This is a genomic window from Streptomyces showdoensis (assembly GCF_039535475.1).
GTDB classification, from domain to species: Bacteria; Actinomycetota; Actinomycetes; order Streptomycetales; family Streptomycetaceae; genus Streptomyces; species Streptomyces showdoensis.
Map to the genome: position 1 here is coordinate 1337548 of NZ_BAAAXG010000026.1, position 18895 is coordinate 1356442.

Genomic DNA, 18895 nt, shown 5'->3' on the forward strand with positions numbered 1-18895 from the left:
TACATGCGTATAGTCGGGCTGTCGCCCCGCCCGATCCGACGACCCGCCAGCCCCTGGGAGACCCGACATGCGCAAGGAATGCACCACCGCCGACGGCCGCACCCTCTCCTACCTCGACTTCACCCCCGACGCGCAGGCCCCGGACACCGCACGCGGCACCGCCGCCCTCCCCCTGCTCGCCCTCCACGGGCACCTCTCCGAGGCCGCCTCCTTCGCCCACCTCGCCGCGGCACTGGGCCGGGACCGGCGGGTCGTCGCCCTCGACCAGCGCGGCCACGGCGACTCGGACCGGGCCGCCGACTACGGCCGCGAGGGGTACGTCTCCGACGCCCTGGCGCTGCTCGACCACCTGGGCCTGGACCGCGTGGCCGTCCTCGGCCACTCGCTCGGCGCGGTCAACGCGTACCACCTGGCCGCCGCACACCCCGGGCGCGTGGCCGCGCTCGTCGACACCGACGCGGCCGCCGACCTGCCCGACCCCGGCACGAGCCCGCTCTCCTTCGTCCTCGGCTTCCCCTACACCGCCCCCACCCGCGACGAACTGATCGCCGCCTGCGGCCCCTTCGGCCCCGCCGTCGCCCCGCACCTGCGCCCGCACGCCGACGGCTGGCGCCTCCCCTTCCACCCCCGGGACACCGTCGACTCCGAGCACCTCGTCCACGGCGACCACTGGTCCGCCTGGCTCGGGAGCGACTGCCCCGCCCTCCTGGTCCGCGGCACGCGCAGCCAGGTCCTCTCCGGGGAGCACGCCCGCGAGATGACCGCCCGCCGCCCGGGCACGACCCTGGTCGAGCTCGACACCGACCACTTCGTGCAGCTGGGCGACCCGCGGGGCTTCGAGAAGGCGGTGCGGGAGTTCCTGGCCGGCCTCTGAACGCGCCGGAGGGGCGGCGCGCACCCGGCGCACCGCCCCTCCGCCCACCCGGGACGTCAGCCGGTGTAGTACCCGAAGACGTCCACGATCACGTCCGTCGAACCGGTGTGGTTGTAGAGGTAGAGCTTCCCGTCCACGACCGGCACGACCACCAGGTTCGGCACGGTCCGCCCCGGCAGCAGGTTGATGCTGGAGACCGTCGGGGTCCCCGGCTTCGTCGTGGCCGCCAGGTACGTCGCCTTCGTCGCGCCGGTCCCCGTCATGTTCAGCACCACCGCCGAGGCGCCGCTCGCCGGCACCCCTCCGATCCCCGCGACCGGCAGCGCCAGGCTCTGCGCCGGGCCGAGCGTCCGCCCGCCCAAGGCCTTCCGGGTGTCGACGAGTCGCGCCGGGGCCAGCGGGTGGAACAGCGCGCCCCGGTCGCCCGCGGCGAAGTAGCCGGACACGTCGGCCAGCAGGTCGACCGAGCCCGCGTGGTTGTAGAGCGTGACCTTGCCGTCCTTCACCGGGACGACCACCGCGTTGGCGACGGTCTCACCGGCCGCCGTGTTCAGGTTGGACGCGCTGGTCCGCTGGGTGCCGTACGGGTAGACGGACACGAAGCCGGCGGACGTCGGACCGGTCGCGGTCACGTTCAGCACGACCGCGGACACCCCGGCCGCCGGCACCCCGCCGCGGCCCGCGACCTGCACGCTCACCGTCCGCGCCGGGCCGACCTTGGCCCTGGGCGCGCCGAGACCGGCACGGGTGTCGAGGAGCCGGGACGGCGTCACCGGGGAGAACCGGTGGCCCGGGCCGCTCATCGTGTACGAGCCGGCCACGTCCGCGACCAGGTCGAGCGAGCCCCGGAAGTTGTACAGCGTCACCTTGCCGTCCCTGACCGGCACGGTGACCAGGTTGGACACGGTCCGGCCGGCCGTCGCGTTCAGGTTCGAGGCGATGGAGCGCTGCGTCCCGTACGGGTAGACCGACACGTACGTGGCGGCCGAGACGTTCGTCGCCGTCACGTTCAGCACGACCGCCGAGACCCCGGTCGCCGGGACCCCCGCGCGGCCGGCGACCTGGAGGGTCACCGAGTCGCCCGTGTAGACGGGGCTCTTGCGCGCGCCGAGGCCGCTGCGGGTGTCGAGGATCCGGGCCGGTGTCACCGGCTCGTACGCCCCGAGCCCGCCGCGCGTCAGGAGCGTCCCGCCGGTCCGGCGCAGTTCGCCGCCGGCCCCGTCGGCGGGCACGACGGCGAGCTCGTACGCGTACCGCCCGTCGGGGACCACGGTCCCGGCCTCGTCCTTGCCGTCCCAGACGGCCTTCACGAGTCCGCGGGTGTCCCCGCCGCCCAGGGTCCGCACGGCCTTCCCGGCCCCGTCCCTGACGGTCAGCGTCCAGGACGCGGCGGGCTTGGACAGCCACCACTTCGCGGTCCAGGGGGTGGCCTCCTCGACGTCGAAGACGTCGCCGGGCAGCTCGGAGTCGAGCACGGACAGGTCCGAGGCCGGGACGCCGCTCGGCACGACGTGCAGGCGCTGGTGGGCGTCGACGGACACGGTGTGACCGCCGAAGCGGTCGACGGTCCAGCCGCGCTCGGGATCCTCGTCGGTCTGCCGGCCGATCTCGCGGGTCCGGCCGCCGCCCCGCAGCGGCGTCAGGGAGAGGAGCCCGTCCTTCACGTGGGTGACGTAACCGTCGCCGAGCCGGGCCGCCGTGTGCGCGGGCAGGGCGGTGTTCACCTGCGTCGCGGTGTTCAGGACGCCGGACTTCGCGTCGCACTTCCAGTAGAGGTCGGCGCCGACCGCCTGGACGTCCTTCAGGACGCAGTCGGCGACGGTCGCCTTCCGGGTGACGGCCCCGGTGCGCAGGTCGATCGCCTCGACCGCGCCCGGGGTGGCGTTCGAGGCCCACAGGGTGCCGCCGTTCAGCGCCGTCGGGGCTCCCTTGACGAGGCCGCGCGGGGTGGTGTCGTCCCGGGCGTCCAGGTCGAAGACCCGCGTCGCGCCGGCCACGTCACGGTAGGAGACGTACCGGCCGGAGGCGCCGAGGACACCCCGCTCGCCCAGGTCCCACGCCCCCGTGTAGGCGGGGGGCAGCTTCGCCCCGGCCTCCAGGACGTACAGGCTGAAGCCGCCGGCGAAGACGGTCCGCCCGTCGCCCGTGGGGACCCCGAAGTACCGGTCGAGCTCGGGGTCCGTCCCCCGGTCGACCCGGGCGCCCGCGGCGAGCGGCCCGCCGGCCGTCAGCGTGAGGGAGCGCAGTCGGTGCTCGCTGCCCGGGGGCACCTCGTCGACGGCGTTCAGGACGCCCTGCGCGGCGGTGACGCCGAGCGTGAGGGTGCGCTGGGACGGGACGACGGCCACCTTCGTGGCCGCGAACTCGCCGTCGGCGCCGGCCGCGACGCGGTACACCGGGCGCGAGGGGTCCTGCTCGTCGTCGACGACGGCGAGCAGGGATCCGCCGCCGCTCCTCGGCATCGCGGCCAGGCCGTCGAGCACCTTCGTCTGGGCGCCGCCCCCGAAGGGGCGGGACAGCAGCGTCAGCCGCCCGTCGGCCTCGCTCCGCGCACTCAGGACCCGGTCGCCCCGGACGGCCAGCGGGGACTCCTCGCCGGTCCAGGAGGTCTCGCGGACGGGTGCGGACCAGTCGCCCGTGAGGTCCCGCACGCGCAGCCTCCCGTCGCCGGTGACCAGGAGCAGGTCGTCGCCGGAGACGAACGCGGACCGCGGTCCGCCGTCGATCTCCCGCGCCGTCGGCGTGCCGCCGGACAGATCGACCCAGGCGAGCGCGCTCCCCTGGCCGGCCTGGTACGACAGCAGGAAGCCGGACGCGGTGGCCCCCTGCACCACGAACTCCTGCGCGTCGGCCGGCAGCCCGGTGACCACGCGGTCGACCACGGCGCCGTTCTCGACGGAGTACGTGTGCGGCGGGCCGCCGAAGCCCGCGAGCTCGGCGACGACCGTGCGTCCGGCCAGGCTCAGGACGTGCCGGCCCGCCCCGATGACGAACGTCTCCTCGGGGCCGCCCCCGCCGTTCTGGAAGACGACCTTGCCCGACTGCTCGTCCACGCGGGCCAGGGTGTCCGTGCCGTTGCCGAAGATCTGCGCGCCGCCGTCCGCGAAGGCCGTGGAGCCGCCGTCGGCGTACGCGTACCAGCGGAAACCGCCGGCCGAGTCGCCCTGCAGGAAGCCCGTCGTACCCGGTCGCACGACCGACGCGTACGGGTCGGTCCTCTCCTCCGCCGGGATCACCAGCTCGGCCGGCGCGTCCCCCTCAGCGGCGTACGCGATCCCCGCTCCCGCCGGCGTCAGCGCGACCAGCGCCGCCGTCGCCGCGGCGAGCGCGAGCGCGCCCCTCCGCGGTTTTCCCCACCCTCTGTCCATGGGCTGAACCCCTCCCCAGAAGTTCCGAATTGAACGAGCGTAACAGCGACTCGAACAGGTTCACGGGCAACGGAAAGGGGCGGTGCCCGCCGCAGCGGACACCGCCCCTCCCTTACCTCCGGAGACCTACTTCACGACCGTGATCCGGTCCGCCGCCGGCACCGCCAGCGGGGCCGTGGCCGAGGACTTGGCCGCCAGGTACGCGTTGAAGACGTCCAGGTCCGACGCGCCGACCAGCTTGTTGGTGCCCGTCGCCAGCGCCGGGAAGCCGTCGCCGCCGCCCGCGAGGAACTCGTTCATCGCGACGCGGTAGGTCTTCGCCGGGTCGATCGCCTCACCGTTCAGCTTGATCGTGCCGTCGACGACGCGGTCCGCGCCCGTCTTCGTCATGTCGAGCGTGTAGGTCAGCCCCCTGGAGACCTGGAGGATCTTGACCGAGTTCAGGTTCGAACCGCTGACCTGCTGCTTCAGCGCGGCGATCAGGTTCGCGCCGGACAGGTCGACCACGTTCATCATGTTGGTGAAGGGCTGGACCGTGAAGGACTCGCCGTAGGTCACCACACCGTCGCCCTCGGCGCCGGACGCCTTGTAGACGAGGTCGGAGCGGATGCCGCCCGGGTTCATCAGCGCGACCTGGGCGCCGCCCTTGTCCGCGGGGGCCAGACCCTCCAGCTGCGCGTCGGCGATCAGGTCGCCGAGCGGCTTCTCGTAGGCCGTGGAGCCGCGGCCGTTGATGTCGGCGGCGATGTAGCCCTGCGGGCGGTTCGCGACCGGGGCGGCGAGCGCCTTCCAGTCGTCGATCAGCTTGGTGAGGTCCGCGGCCTTCGGGACGTCGCGCGAGACGACGTGGTTGGCCGAGGCGACCGCGGTGCGGACGATGTCCTTGGTGCGGCGGTCGTAGGTCAGGGTGGTGTCCGTGTAGAGCTTGCCGAACGAGGAGGCCGAGGTGACCAGGCGCGGCTTGCCCGACGGGTCGGGGATGCTGCACACGTAGGCCTGGTGGGTGTGGCCGGTGACCAGCGCGTCGACCTGCGGCGAGACGTTCTTCGCGATGTCGACGATCGCGCCGGAGACGCCCTCGCCGTCGCCGTCGCCGTCACCGTCGCAGTTGTAGTTGTACGAGGCCGAGGCCGGCATGCCGCCCTCGTGCACCAGGGCGACGATGGACTTGACGCCCTTGCGCTCCAGGATCTTCGTGTACTTGTTGATCGTCTCGACCTCGTCGCCGAACTTCAGGCCCTTGACGCCCTCGGCGGTGACGACGTTCGGGGTGCCCTCCAGGGTCACGCCGATGAAGCCGATCCGGACGCCGTTCTTCTCCCAGATGAAGTACGGGTCGAGCAGCGGCTTGCCGGTCTTCTCGTTCGTCACGTTGGCCGCGAGGTACGGGAAGTCGGCGCCCTTGAACTTCTTGCCCTCGACGAAACAGCCGGCGGTCGGGTGACAGCCGCCGTTCTGCATGCGGGCCAGCTCGCGCGCGCCCTCGTCGAACTCGTGGTTGCCGACCGAGGTGACGTCGAGGTCCAGCTTGTTGAGCGCGCCGATGGTGGGCTCGTCGTGGAAGAGGCCCGAGAGCAGCGGCGAGGCGCCGATCAGGTCACCGGCGGCCGCCGTGATGGAGTAACGATTCCCCTCACGGGCCTGGCGCAGGTGGGTGGCCAGGTACTCGACACCGCCCGCGTCGATCTTCGTGGTGGTGCCGTCCGGGTTGGTCTGCGTGACCTGGCCGGAGGAGCCGGCCGGGGGCTCCAGGTTGCCGTGCAGGTCGTTGAAGGAGAGCAGCTGGACGTCGACCATCCGCCCCCAGCCCTTGCCGTTGGTGCCGTACGACGCGCCGTCGGCGCTCACGTCGTCCTGCGACGCGCCGGCGGGCATCGCGGCGACGAGCGCACCGATGGTGGCAAGCCCCGCTCCGGCGACGAGAATCCGCCGCCCCGCCCTGCTCGTCTTCGACCGCTTCACTGCCATCCGCTCCCCTTGAATCCCGATCTGTCCTGCGAGCGCAGCCTAGGGTCAACGCGCGTAGCGCAACAGGGGTTGGCCGGTTACGAGCTGGTTGCCATTGATCTGCCCCAAGGCGGCGCGCCCCGGCCGTAGGCTCGTCACCATGACTTCCGACGCGGCGCCGGCCCTTGAACCCGGACGGCAGATCACCAGTTACGAAGAGCTGAACCCCGAGCAGGTCACGGCGGTCCTCGACCTCCTGGAGGCCGCCGACCGCGCCGACGGCATGCACGCCGTGTCCGAGCAGGGGCGGCTCTACCTGCGCCACGGCCGCCGCGAGGGCGTCCGCCACTTCCTGCTGACGGTCGGCCCCCACCTCTACGGCTACGCCCAGCTGGAGGAGACCGACCCGGTCGAGGCCCCGGCGGCCGAGCTGGTCGTGCACCCCTCGCACCGCGGCCGCGGCCACGGCCGGGCGCTGGGCAGCGCCCTGCTCGACGCCTCCGGCAAGCGGCTGCGGGTGTGGGCGCACGGCGGCAAGTCGGCGGCCCGCCACCTCGCGCAGGTCCTCGGCCTGACCCTGTTCCGCGAACTGCGCCAGCTGCGCCGCCCGCTGGTGCCGCTGGACATCCCGGAGCCGGTGCTGCCGGAGGGCGTCACCGTGCGCACCTTCGTGCCCGGCCAGGACGACGCGGCCTGGCTCGCGGTCAACGCGGCCGCCTTCGCGCACCACCCCGAACAGGGCTCGCTCACCCAGCGGGACCTGGACGACCGGATGGCGGAGCCGTGGTTCGACCCGAAGGGCTTCTTCCTCGCGGAGCGGGACGGCCGGCTGGTCGGCTTCCACTGGACCAAGGTCCACGCCGAGGAGCAGCTGGGCGAGGTGTACGTGGTCGGCGTGCTGCCCGACGCCCAGGGCGGCGGTCTCGGCAAGGCCCTGACCGCGACCGGTCTGCGCCACCTGGCGGCCCAGACCCTGCCGACGGCGATGCTGTACGTGGACGCCGACAACACGGCGGCGGTCACGGTCTACGAGCGCCTCGGCTTCCGGACCCACGAGGTCGACCTGATGTACCGCACGGAGTCCTGAACCCCGTTCGGCCAGGGGGCGGTTGACACCGCCCCCTTCTTTCCACCACCCTTTCACTACTTGATTAGTGAAAGGGTGGTGGAAGGGCCCGTGCTCGCCTACCGCATCGACCGGCGCAGCGGCGTCGCCACGTACCTCCAGATCGTCCAGCAGACCAAACAGGCCCTGCGCATGGGCCTGCTGGAGCCCGGCGACCGCCTGCCCACCGCACGCGAGGTCGTCGAGGCCACGGCCGTCAACCCGAACACGGTCCTCAAGGCCTACCGGGAGCTGGAACGCGAGGGCCTCGTCGAGGCCCGCCGCGGCCTCGGCACCTTCGTCCGCGCCACCCTCGGCACCGGCCCCGCCGACTCTCCCCTGCGCGGCGAACTCGCCGACTGGGCACGCCGGGCCCGCGCCGAGGGGCTCGACCGCGAGGACGTGACCGCGCTCTTCACATCCGTACTGGAAGCATTCTTCGAGGGGGACGACGCATGACCACCACGACGGCGCTGAAGGCCGAGGGCCTCGGCATACGGTACGGAGGACGCGCCCGGCCCTGGGCCCTGCGCGACTGCTCCTTCGCCCTCCCCGCCGGCCGCGTCTGCGCCCTCGTCGGCCCCAACGGCGCCGGCAAGTCCACCCTCCTGGGCCTCGCGGCCGGACTGCTCCGCCCGACCGAGGGCACCGTCACCGCCCCGCCCCGCGAGCGCCTGGCCTACGTGGCCCAGGACAAGCCGCTGTACGCGCGGCTCACCGTCGCCGACACCCTGCGCATGGGCCACGAGCTCAACCCCGGCCGCTGGGGCGGGGCCGCCGCCGCACGGGCGGTCGACGGCGCGCTCCCCCCGGAAGCCCTCGTCAAGGACCTCTCCGGCGGCCAGCGCACCCGCCTCGCCCTCGCCCTCGCCCTGGGCAAGCGCCCCGAACTGCTGCTGCTCGACGAACCGATGGCCGACCTCGACCCGCTCGCCCGCAAGGAGCTGATGGGCCTCCTCCTGGCCGAGGCCGCCGAACACGGCACGACCGTCGTCCTGTCCTCCCACATCCTCACCGAGCTGGAGGGCACCTGCGACCACCTGCTCCTGCTCGCCGACGGCCGGATCCGCCTCGACGGCCCCGTCGACGACCTGCTCACCGCCCACACCCTGCTCACCGGCCCGGTCGCCGACCTCGCCCCGCACACCGTGGTCGAGTCCCGCACGACGGGCCGTCAGCTCACCGCCCTGATCCGCCGCGAGGGCCCCGTCGAAGGCCCGTGGGAGACCACCGCCCCCTCCCTGGAGGACCTCCTCCTCGCCCACCTCCGCACCTCCGAAGGAGCCCGGTCATGAGCACCCTCGCCCTCAAGGGACCCGCCTGGGTGACGGTCCGCCAGTACCGGCGCACCCTGTGGACGACCGGAGCCCTGGTGCTCCTCTCCCTCGCCGTCATCGGCGGCCTGCGCCTCTGGGACGGGCGGACCCCCGACGTACGCCTCCCGGACGGCACCTGGGCCCCCGCCGACGAGAGCCGCGGCTACGAGACCCTGCGCATCGCCATGGAGTACGCGGGCACGGGCCTCCTCCTGCTGCCCCTCCTCGCCGGCGCCTTCGTGGCCGGCCCGCTGATCGCCCGCGAGTTCGAGTCCGGCACCTACCGGCTCGCCCTCACCCAGTCGGTCCGCCCCGCGGCCTGGCTGCGCGCCAAGCTCCTCACCACCGCCACCGTCGCCCTCGCCGCCACCCTCGCCCTCCTCGCCGTCTACCGGCTCGGCTGGGGCCGGGTCTCGGGCACGTACCAGCTCGCCTGGAGCGACCGCGGCTCGTACGAGGGGACCGGCATCGTCCTCGTCGGCTACGTCCTCGCCGCCGTCGCCGTCGGCGCCCTCGTCGGACTGCTGATCCGCCGCACGCTCCCCGCGATGGCCCTCACCGCCGCCGTCCTCGCCCTGCTGACCGTGGTCCTCGGCGAGCTGCGCTGGAGCCTGATGCCCGTACTCACCGTCACCGGACCGGTCGGCAAGGACACCGCACCGCTCGTTCCGCCCGCCGGCGACTGGCTCATGATGGACTCCGGGATGATCGGCCCGCACGGCGACCGGCTCCCCGAGTGGACCTGCTTCGAGCACACCCGGAACCTCACCGACTGCCCGCCCGACCTGGGCATCACCGGCCAGTACCTCGACTACCACCCGCGGTCCCACTTCTGGCCCACCCAGCTCGCGGAGACCGGCATCCTCCTCGCCCTCACCGCCCTCGCCCTCCTCGCCGCCTTCCGGCTGCTGCGCACCCGGCACCCGTAGCCGGAGGCGGGCCGGCCGGAGCCGGGAGACACCGGTGGCGGGGCCCGATGCGGCCCCGCCACCGATTCCCGCAGGACACGTCCCCGTTACCAACCATTCAGACGCGCTTGCGACGCTCACGCAATGAAGCGCTCCGTGTCCGCCCTTCCGCCGGGAAGACTTCCCAAGGGGAGACTGCCCTCCCCCACGGCCCGCTCCGACGCGCCCCACCAGCCCTTCGCGCGGAAGAATGGGACCATGAGCCAGCAGCCCGCCGAGGTCCCGGTCCAGCCGTCCGCGAAGGCATCCTCGAAGACGTCCCCCCCAGCCGTCCCTGGGATCCATAGCCGCCCACCGGCCGCACGCCGTCAACGGCGCGGCCACCAGCGACCTGGAACCCGATCTGGACGCCGATCTCGACGCCTACGAGGACGACGACAACACCGGGGAACTGCCCCAGGGACGCTTCCTCGACCGCGAGCGCAGCTGGCTCGCGTTCAACGAGCGGGTGCTCGAACTCGCCGAGGACCCGCACACCCCCCTCCTCGAACGGGCGAACTTCCTCGCCATCTTCGCGTCCAACCTCGACGAGTTCTTCATGGTCCGGGTCGCCGGACTCAAGCGCCGCATCGCCACCGGAGTCGCCACCCGCTCCGCCTCCGGACTGCAGCCCCGCGAGGTGCTCGACCTCATCTGGACCCGCTCGCGCGAGCTCATGGCCCGGCACGCCGCCTGCTTCCAGCAGGACGTCGCCCCGGCCCTCGCCGACGAGGGGATCCACCTCATCCGCTGGCCCGAGCTCACGGAGAAGGAGCAGGCCCGCCTCTTCACTCTGTTCCGGCAGCAGATCTTCCCGGTCCTGACCCCGCTGGCCGTCGACCCGGCCCACCCCTTCCCGTACATCTCCGGGCTCTCCCTCAACCTCGCGGTCGTCGTCCGCAACCCGGTCAGCGGCCACCGCCACTTCGCCCGCGTCAAGGTCCCGCCGCTGCTCTCCCGCTTCCTGGAGGCCTCCCCCGAGCGCTACGTCCCGCTGGAGGACGTCATCGCCGCGCACCTGGAGGAGCTCTTCCCCGGCATGGAGGTGCTCGCGCACCACATGTTCCGGGTCACCAGGAACGAGGACCTGGAGGTCGAGGAGGACGACGCCGAGAACCTGCTCCAGGCCCTGGAGAAGGAGCTCATGCGGCGCCGCTTCGGCCCGCCGGTCCGCCTGGAGGTCGAGGAGTCCATCGACCCGTACGTCCTCGACCTGCTCGTGCGCGAGCTGAAGATCTCCGACGCCGAGGTCTACCCGCTGCCCGGCCCGCTCGACCTCACCGGCCTCTTCGGCATCGCCTCCCTGGACCGGCCCGAGCTGAAGTACCCCAAGTTCGTCGCCGGCACCCACCGCGACCTCGCCGAGGTCGAGTCCGCCTCCGCGCCCGACATCTTCGCCGCGGTCCGCGAGCGGGACGTGCTGCTGCACCACCCGTACGACTCCTTCTCCACCTCCGTCCAGGCCTTCCTGGAGCAGGCGGCCGCCGACCCCGACGTCCTCGCGATCAAGCAGACCCTGTACCGCACCTCCGGCGACTCCCCGATAGTCGACGCCCTCATCGACGCCGCCGAGTCCGGCAAGCAGGTCCTCGTCCTCGTCGAGATCAAGGCCCGCTTCGACGAGCAGGCCAACATCAAGTGGGCCCGCAAGCTGGAGGAGTCCGGCTGCCACGTCGTCTACGGCCTGGTCGGCCTCAAGACCCACTGCAAGCTCTCCCTGGTGGTGCGCCAGGAGGGCGAGGTCCTGCGCCGCTACTCGCACGTCGGCACCGGCAACTACCACCCCAAGACCGCCCGGCTCTACGAGGACCTCGGCCTGCTCACCGCGGACCCGCAGGTCGGCGCCGACCTCTCCGACCTGTTCAACCGGCTCTCCGGCTACTCCCGCCGCGAGACCTACCGCCGGCTGCTCACCGCGCCCAAGTCGCTCCGCGACGGCCTGGTCACCCGGATCAACAAGGAGGTCGCCCACCACCGCGCCGGGCGGCCCGCCTACGTCAAGATCAAGGTCAACTCGCTCGTCGACGAGGCGATCATCGACGCCTGCTACCGGGCCTCCCAGGCCGGCGTCCCGGTCGACATCTGGGTCCGCGGCATCTGCGCCGTGCGCCCCGGCGTCGAGGGCCTCTCCGACAACATCAGGGTCCGCTCGATCCTGGGCCGCTTCCTGGAGCACTCCCGGGTCTTCGCCTTCGGCAACGGCGGCGAGCCCGAGGTCTGGCTGGGCAGCGCCGACATGATGCACCGCAACCTGGACCGGCGGATCGAGGCCCTCGTACGGGTCTCCGACCCCGCCCACCGGGCCGCTCTGACCCGGCTCATGGAGACCGGGATGTCCGACACCACCTCCTCCTGGCACCTCGGCCCGGACGGGAACTGGACGCGGCACGCGACCGACCCCGAAGGCCAGCCCCTGCGGCACGTCCAGGAGATGCTCATCGACGCGCGGAGGCGCCGGCGTGCACAACCCTGACATCACCTCCGAGGTCTCGGCCGGCGAGGTGCTCACCCCCTACCTGCACGCGCGGGCCGCGGACTTCCTCCGCGGCCTGCGGCTCCACGGGGACAGCGGTGCCGACACGGCCGGCGCCGAGGAGGCCACCCGGACGCTGCGGGCCGCCGCCCGCCGCATCAGCGGAACCCTCCACACCTTCCGGCCGCTCCTCGACCCCGCCTGGGCCGACCAGCTCCGCACCGAGCTGGCCTGGCTCTCCGGCACCCTCGCCCTGGAGCACGCCTGCACCTCCCGGCTGGTCCGCCTGGTGGACGCCCTCTCCCGGCTGTCGAACGGCGGGGCCGGCCTGACCAGGACCTCGGGCCCGGTCCCGGCCGCCCGCCGCACCGAGGGCCACGAGAGCGCCGGCCCCGGCCTGACCGTCGGCGCCGCCCGCGCCGGCGCCCTCCTGGAACGCCAGCTCACCCTCGCCCGCACCCGCGCCCACTCCGCCGCCCTCCAGGCCCTGGGCTCCGCCCGCTTCCACGCCCTCGCGGACGCCGTCGCCCTGCTCGCCTCCGAGGTCCCGCTCGGCCCGGCCGGCGGCGCCCCCGCCCTGGAGGTCCTGGACGCCCCCGCCGCCGTCGTCGAGCACCGCCTCCTCGACGCGGTCGCCGCCCTCCCGCTGAACCGGGCGGCCCACCCGTACAACGCCGAGGCCCTCGCCCTGGCCGCCGGCGAGAACCAGGACGCCCCCTGGCACCACACCCGCGCCCTGCTCCGCCTGCACCGCTACGCGGGCGAGGTCCTGCACGCCGGCGCCGACCCGGACCCGGTGCTCTACGAGGCGGGCCGCGCCCTCGACCGGCACCGCGACGCCGCCGAAGCCGCCGCGGCCGCCGCCACCGCAGCCCGCACCCCCCGCATCGCCCCGGCCACCGCGTACGCCCTCGGTGTCCTCCACGCCGACCAGCGCCACGACGTCGAAGCCGCCCGCTTCACCTTCCAGCGCGCCTGGTCCCGCGCGACGGCAGGCGTCCCGTGATCCTCGCCGCGGGCTGCGTCCTCTGGCGCCCGGCCGCATCGGGCCGGGGCATCGAGATCGCCCTGGTCCACCGGCCGAAATACGGCGACTGGTCGCATCCGAAGGGCAAGCTCAAGCGCGGCGAGACGCTGCGCGAGTGCGCGCTGCGCGAGGTGCGCGAGGAGACGGGCCACGCCTGCGAGCCGGGCCCGCGCCTCCCCACGCTCCGTTACGAGGTGAACGGGGAGCCGAAGGAGGTCGCCTACTGGGCCGCACGGGCCCTCGACGGCTCCTTCGCCCCCTCCCGCGAGGTCGACGTCCTGGTCTGGCTGCCGCCCGCCGACGCCCGCGCCCGCCTCACCCAGCCCCGCGACCGCGAGCTCCTGGACGCACTGCTTTCGGCAACGGCTCGATAACGGACCGCACCTCACCTTCTGGCACGGTTCACTTCCCGTTCACTCTCCTCCGTCGACCACTTCACCTGTTCTGCCTAATTTCGGCTGTACAAGGTGCACGGCACAGCCCAGGCACCCACCACCCCGACACACGCCGCCGTAGAACGTTCAGGACAGCAAGGTCCACGCCAGGCGGCTCCTGGAAGGAACACCCGAAAGTGAAGCTTTCGCGAAACGGGCTTCGCGCCTCCGCGATCGGTGCCCTCGTCGTCTCCGGCGCGCTCGTCCTCTCGGCGTGTGGTTCGGACAACAACAACGAGCCCACCAAGGACGGTGGCAAGACCTCCGCCGCCGCGTCGAACATCAAGTGCGACGGCGCCAAGGGCCAGCTCCTCGCCGCCGGCTCCAGCGCGCAGAAGAACGCGATGGACCTCTGGGTCAAGAACTTCCAGGCCGCCTGCTCGGGCGTCGAGGTCAACTACCAGGCCATCGGCTCGGGTGGTGGCATCACCAAGTTCAACCAGGGCCAGGTCACCTTCGCCGGCTCCGACTCCGCCCTCAAGGACGAAGAGGTCGCCGAGTCGCAGAAGATCTGCAAGGGCGGCAAGGGCGTCAACCTGCCGATGGTCGGCGGCCCCATCGCCATCGGCTACAAGCTGGACGGCGTGGACAACCTGGTCCTCGACGCCCCCACCCTGGCGAAGATCTTCGACACGAAGATCACCAAGTGGAACGACCCGGCGATCGCCAAGCTGAACCCGGGCGCCAAGCTCCCCGACTCCACCATCCAGGCCTTCCACCGCTCGGACGAGTCGGGCACCACCCAGAACCTGGGCAAGTACCTCTCGGCCACCGCGAAGGCCGACTGGAAGTACGACCCGAAGACGAAGTCGTGGCCCGCCCCGGGTGGCCAGGCCGCCAACGGCTCCTCCGGTGTCGCCACCGCGGTCAAGGACGCCGAGGGCTCCATCGGCTACTTCGAGCTCTCCTACGCCACCGCCAACAAGATCTCCACGGTCAGCATCAACACCGGCGCCTCCGCCCCGGTCGCGGCCACCACGGAGAACGCCTCCAAGGCCATCGCCGCCGCCAAGGTCAAGGGCACCGGCAGCGACCTGGCCCTCTCCCTCGACTACACCACCAAGGCCGAGGGCGCCTACCCGCTCACCCTGGTGACGTACGAGATCGCCTGCGACAAGGGCAACAAGGCGGAGACCCTGCCGACCCTGAAGGCCTTCCTGAACTACACCGCCAGCGAGGAGGGCCAGAAGGTCCTCTCCGACGCCGGCTACGCCCCGCTCCCGGCCGAGATCGCGGCCAAGGTCCGCGAGATCGTCCCCACCCTGTCCTGACCCCCGGCCGGGTCCGGCCCCTCACCTCCCGTGGAGGGGCCGGACCCGGCATCCGGTGCACCGCCGCCAGGAGCCCGTACGCCCCCCGTACCGGCCCCGCAGACCGGAGAAGCAGATGGCTACGACAACACCCGACTCACCCGACATACGGAGCAGCCGCCGCGCCAAGAGCGTGGGCCGCGCCGGGGACCGCGTCTTCAGCGGTCTGTCCCGCGGCTCCGGCATCACCCTCCTCGTGATCATGGCCGCCATCGCGGTCTTCCTCACGTACCGCGCCGTCCTCGCGATCTCGCAGGACAGCACCAACTTCTTCACGACCTTCGAGTGGAACCCGGCCGCGAACCCGCCGGTCTTCGGCATCGCGGTCCTCGCCTTCGGCACGGTCGTGTCCTCGGTGATCGCCATGGCGATCGCCGTGCCCGTCGCGATCGGCATCGCGCTGTTCATCTCGCACTACGCCCCGCGCAAGCTGGCCAAGCCGCTCGCCTACGTGGTCGACCTGCTCGCCGCCGTGCCCAGCATCATCTACGGCCTCTGGGGCGCGATCTTCCTCGTCCCGTACCTCGGCGGCCTCAACATGTGGCTCGACCAGTACCTGGGCTGGACGTACATCTTCGACAAGTCCAGCGACGGCGTGGCCCGCAACATGTTCACCGTCGGCATCCTGCTGGCGATCATGATCCTCCCGATCATCACCAACGTGACCCGCGAGGTCTTCCTCCAGGTCCCGCGGATGCACGAGGAGGCCGCGCTCGCCCTCGGCGCCACGCGCTGGGAGGTCATCCGCATGTCGGTGCTGCCCTTCGGCCGCTCCGGCATCATCTCCGCCTCGATGCTCGGCCTCGGCCGCGCCCTCGGCGAGACGATGGCCGTGGCCGTCGTCCTCTCCCCCAGCTTCGTGCTCTCGGGCCACCTGCTCGACCCGGGCGGCGGCACCTTCGCCCAGAACATCGCCGCGAAGTTCAACGAGGCCAACGAGTTCGGCCGGGACGCCCTGATCGCCTCGGGCCTCGTCCTCTTCGTCATCACCCTGCTGGTCAACGGCGCCGCTCGCATGATCATCGCGCGCCGCAAGGAGTACTCGGGGGCGAACGCATGAGCCACGCCATACAGGACCGGCCCGTCACCACGACCGGCCCGCGCCGCTCCCTCTCCCACGCCCGGCTCCCGCGCTGGACCCCGGCCGCCGTCGCCGTCGGCTCGATCGCCGCGGCCTGCGGCATCGGCCTCGCCGCCGGCTGGCACAGCAAGGTCCAGTGGGGCCTGATCGCCGCACTGCTCTTCGTCCTCGCCACGTACGGGATCACCACCAAGGTGGAGGGCTCCCGCCAGGCCAAGGACCGCGTCGCGACCAGCCTCGTCTGGGTCTGCTTCGTCCTCGCCGTGGTCCCGCTGCTCTCGCTCGCCTGGGTCACCATCAGCAAGGGCATGGAAGCGCTCGACCCGTACTTCCTCAGCCACTCGATGAACGGCGTCCTCGACGCCGAGACCGGCGGCGGCGTCTACCACGCGCTGCTCGGCACCATCGAGCAGGTCGCCATCGCGACGCTGATCGCCGCGCCCATCGGCCTGCTGACCGCGGTCTACCTCGTCGAGTACGGCGGCGGAAAGCTCGCCCAGGCCGTCACCTTCTTCGTCGACGTCATGACGGGCATCCCCTCGATCGTCGCGGGCCTCTTCATCCTCGCCACCTGGAACCTGATGCTGGGCTTCGGGCCCTCCGGGTTCGCCGGCGCGATGGCCCTCGCGATCCTGATGATGCCGGTCGTCGTCCGCTCCACCGAAGAGATGCTGAAGCTCGTCCCGAACGAGCTGCGCGAGGCCTCCCTCGCGCTCGGCGTCCCCAAGTGGCGCACGATCCTGAAGGTGGTCCTGCCCACCGCGATCGGCGGCATCACCACGGGCGTCATGCTCGCGGTCGCCCGCATCACCGGTGAGACGGCCCCCGTACTCCTCCTCGTGTTCGGTACGAAGCTCATCAACCCGAACCCCTTCGAAGGCGCCCAGTCCTCCCTGCCGCTCTACGTGTACGAGCAGTACGCGGTCGGCACCGACGCCGCCGTGGCCCGCGCCTGGGCCGCCGCGCTCGTCCTGATCGCCTTCGTCATGATCCTCAACATGGTGGCCCGCGGCATCGCCCGCTGGAAGGCCCCCAAGACCGGCCGCTGACGCGGCACACTGGAAGTGAATTGATATGGCCAAGCGAATCGACGTCAGCGGCCTCTCCGCCTACTACGGCAACCACAAGGCCATCGACGACATCTCCATGACCGTCGAGCCCCGCTCCGTGACGGCCTTCATCGGCCCGTCCGGCTGTGGCAAGTCCACCTTCCTGCGCACCCTGAACCGCATGCACGAGGTCACCCCCGGCGGCCGCGTCGAGGGCAAGGTGATGCTGGACGACGAGAACCTGTACGGCACCAACGTCGACCCCGTCGCGGTGCGCCGCACGGTCGGCATGGTCTTCCAGCGCCCCAACCCCTTCCCCACCATGTCGATCTTCGACAACGTGGCGGCGGGCCTGCGGCTCAACGGCAGCTACAAGAAGTCCGAACTGGCCGACATCGTCGAGCGCTCCCTCAAGGGCGCCAACCTCTGGAACGAGGTCAAGGACCGGCTCAACAAGCCCGGCTCCGGCCTCTCCGGCGGCCAGCAGCAGCGCCTGTGCATCGCCCGCGCCATCGCGGTCGAGCCGGACGTCCTGCTGATGGACGAGCCCTGCTCGGCCCTCGACCCGATCTCCACCCTCGCCATCGAGGACCTCATCGGCGAGCTGAAGGAGCGCTTCACGATCGTCATCGTGACGCACAACATGCAGCAGGCCGCCCGCGTCTCGGACCGTACGGCGTTCTTCAACCTGGCGGCCGTCGGCCAGCCCGGCAAGCTCATCGAGCTGGACGACACCGAGCGCATCTTCTCCAACCCGAGCGTCCAGGCGACCGAGGACTACATCTCCGGCCGCTTCGGATAGGCCTCCGGGCACCGCCGGTCCGGACCGCTCGTCCGGACCGGCCCCAGGACCGTCGTACGGCGCTGCATGGCGGTGCCGCCGTATGACGCACAAGGGCCCGGCTCCCCCACAGGGGAGCCGGGCCCAACCACGTGGGTGCACCGCGCCGTGGGCGCGGCTCCTAACCGAAGAACAGCGCCACCACGTAGTAGCTCAAGGCGGCCACCAGCGCCGCCGCCGGCATCGTGATGAACCAGCCGAGGATGATGTTCTTGGCGACGCCCCAGCGCACCGCGTTGACGCGCTTGGTGGCGCCCACACCCATGATCGCCGAGGTGATGACGTGGGTCGTGGAGATCGGCGCGTGGAAGAGGAACGCCGAGCCGAACATGATCGAGGCGCCCGTGGTCTCCGCGGCGAAGCCCTGCGGCGGGTCCAGCTCGATGATCTTGCGGCCGAGGGTCCGCATGATCCGCCAGCCGCCCGCGTACGTGCCCAGCGACAGCATCACGGCGCAGGCGATCTTCACCCAGACCGGGATCTCGTCGCCCGCCTGCTGGACGTCGGCGATGACCAGGGCCATCACCACGATGCCCATGGTCTTCTGCGCGTCCTGCAGACCGTGGCCGAGCGCCATGCCGGCCGCCGAGACGGTCTGCGCGATGCGGAAGCCGCGCTTGGCCTTGTGCGGGTTGGCCTTGCGGAACAGCCACAGGATCACGCACATGACCAGGTAACCGGCGACCAGACCGACCACCGGCGAGACGAACATCGGGATGACGACCTTGTCGAGCACGCCCGACCAGATGACCTCGGTGCCGCCCGCGAGCGCCGCGCCCACCATGCCGCCGAACAGGGCGTGCGAGGAGGAGGACGGCAGACCGAAGTACCAGGTGACGAGGTTCCAGATGATCGCGCCGACCAGCGCGGCGAAGAGGATGCCCATCCCCTTGTCGCCGTGCGGCGTCTCGATCAGACCCTCGCTGACCGTCTTGGCGACCCCGCTGCCGAGGAAGGCACCCGCGAGGTTCATGACCGCGGCCATCGCGAGCGCGGCCCGGGGGGTCAGCGCCCGGGTCGACACCGAGGTGGCGATGGCGTTGGCGGAGTCGTGGAAGCCGTTCGTATACGTGAAGCCGAGCGCGACACCGATGGTCACGATCAGAGCGAAGGTGTCCACGAA

The 18895-nt window shown here is 72.1% G+C and carries 14 protein-coding genes and 1 pseudogene; 12 read left to right on the forward strand and 3 right to left on the reverse strand.

Annotated elements, in window-relative coordinates:
* Positions 1 to 67 precede the first annotated feature (67 nt).
* Positions 68 to 874 carry an alpha/beta fold hydrolase gene (locus ABD981_RS18880; protein WP_046908565.1) on the forward strand — a complete coding sequence of 269 codons (807 nt, stop codon included), beginning with the start codon at positions 68 to 70 and terminating at the stop codon, positions 872 to 874.
* Between the two features lie 56 nt (positions 875 to 930).
* Here the strand turns inward: ABD981_RS18880 and ABD981_RS18885 are convergent, their stop codons facing one another.
* A complete protein-coding gene (locus ABD981_RS18885; RefSeq protein WP_123954586.1) occupies positions 931 to 4242 on the reverse strand; it encodes a FlgD immunoglobulin-like domain containing protein in 3312 nt (1103 codons plus the stop codon).
* Positions 4243 to 4368: 126 nt separating this feature from the next.
* The gene (locus ABD981_RS18890) at positions 4369 to 6210 is read right to left on the reverse strand and encodes a bifunctional metallophosphatase/5'-nucleotidase (RefSeq protein ID WP_046908564.1); all 1842 of its coding nucleotides are present in this window, start codon (positions 6208 to 6210) and stop codon (positions 4369 to 4371) included.
* Positions 6211 to 6349: 139 nt separating this feature from the next.
* Between ABD981_RS18890 and mshD the strand changes: the two genes are divergently transcribed.
* From mshD to pstB, 11 genes and pseudogenes are all read left to right on the forward strand, one after another.
* Entirely contained in the window at positions 6350 to 7276 is a 927-nt protein-coding gene (mshD, locus tag ABD981_RS18895; RefSeq protein WP_046908563.1) for a mycothiol synthase, read from the forward strand.
* A 90-nt stretch (positions 7277 to 7366) separates the two neighbouring features.
* Positions 7367 to 7753 (forward strand): GntR family transcriptional regulator, encoded by a 387-nt coding sequence (locus tag ABD981_RS18900; protein ID WP_046908562.1) that lies wholly within the window; start codon positions 7367 to 7369, stop codon positions 7751 to 7753.
* Positions 7750 to 8589, forward strand: a complete 840-nt coding sequence (locus ABD981_RS18905; RefSeq protein WP_046908561.1) for an ABC transporter ATP-binding protein — start codon at positions 7750 to 7752, stop codon at positions 8587 to 8589. Before ABD981_RS18900 ends, ABD981_RS18905 begins: the two co-directional genes overlap by 4 nt.
* A complete protein-coding gene (locus ABD981_RS18910) occupies positions 8586 to 9539 on the forward strand; it encodes an ABC transporter permease (protein WP_046908560.1) in 954 nt (317 codons plus the stop codon). The genes ABD981_RS18905 and ABD981_RS18910 overlap by 4 nt, the downstream gene beginning before the upstream one ends.
* A gap of 237 nt (positions 9540 to 9776) precedes the next feature.
* Positions 9777 to 12030 (forward strand): annotated as a pseudogene (locus ABD981_RS18915) (RNA degradosome polyphosphate kinase).
* Positions 12017 to 13036 carry a CHAD domain-containing protein gene (locus tag ABD981_RS18920; RefSeq protein ID WP_046908558.1) on the forward strand — a complete coding sequence of 340 codons (1020 nt, stop codon included), beginning with the start codon at positions 12017 to 12019 and terminating at the stop codon, positions 13034 to 13036. The pseudogene ABD981_RS18915 and the gene ABD981_RS18920 overlap by 14 nt, the downstream one beginning before the upstream one ends.
* Positions 13033 to 13431 carry an NUDIX hydrolase gene (locus ABD981_RS18925; RefSeq protein WP_046908557.1) on the forward strand — a complete coding sequence of 133 codons (399 nt, stop codon included), beginning with the start codon at positions 13033 to 13035 and terminating at the stop codon, positions 13429 to 13431. Before ABD981_RS18920 ends, ABD981_RS18925 begins: the two co-directional genes overlap by 4 nt.
* Before the next feature lie 197 nt (positions 13432 to 13628).
* On the forward strand, positions 13629 to 14762 hold the full coding sequence (gene pstS, locus ABD981_RS18930; protein ID WP_046908556.1) for a phosphate ABC transporter substrate-binding protein PstS: 1134 nt from the start codon (positions 13629 to 13631) through the stop codon (positions 14760 to 14762).
* 115 nt (positions 14763 to 14877) lie between these two features.
* On the forward strand, positions 14878 to 15861 hold the full coding sequence (gene pstC / locus ABD981_RS18935) for a phosphate ABC transporter permease subunit PstC (RefSeq protein ID WP_046908555.1): 984 nt from the start codon (positions 14878 to 14880) through the stop codon (positions 15859 to 15861).
* Positions 15858 to 16931: a phosphate ABC transporter permease PstA gene (gene pstA / locus ABD981_RS18940; RefSeq protein ID WP_046908554.1), complete on the forward strand. Its 1074-nt coding sequence runs from the start codon at positions 15858 to 15860 to the stop codon at positions 16929 to 16931. Before pstC ends, pstA begins: the two co-directional genes overlap by 4 nt.
* A gap of 25 nt (positions 16932 to 16956) precedes the next feature.
* Positions 16957 to 17733, forward strand: a complete 777-nt coding sequence (gene pstB, locus ABD981_RS18945) for a phosphate ABC transporter ATP-binding protein PstB (RefSeq protein WP_046908553.1) — start codon at positions 16957 to 16959, stop codon at positions 17731 to 17733.
* Between the two features lie 160 nt (positions 17734 to 17893).
* On the opposite strand, the gene ABD981_RS18950 is transcribed toward pstB, so the two are convergent.
* Positions 17894 to 18892 carry an inorganic phosphate transporter gene (locus ABD981_RS18950; RefSeq protein ID WP_046908552.1) on the reverse strand — a complete coding sequence of 333 codons (999 nt, stop codon included), beginning with the start codon at positions 18890 to 18892 and terminating at the stop codon, positions 17894 to 17896.
* Between the last annotated feature and the right edge of the window lie 3 nt (positions 18893 to 18895).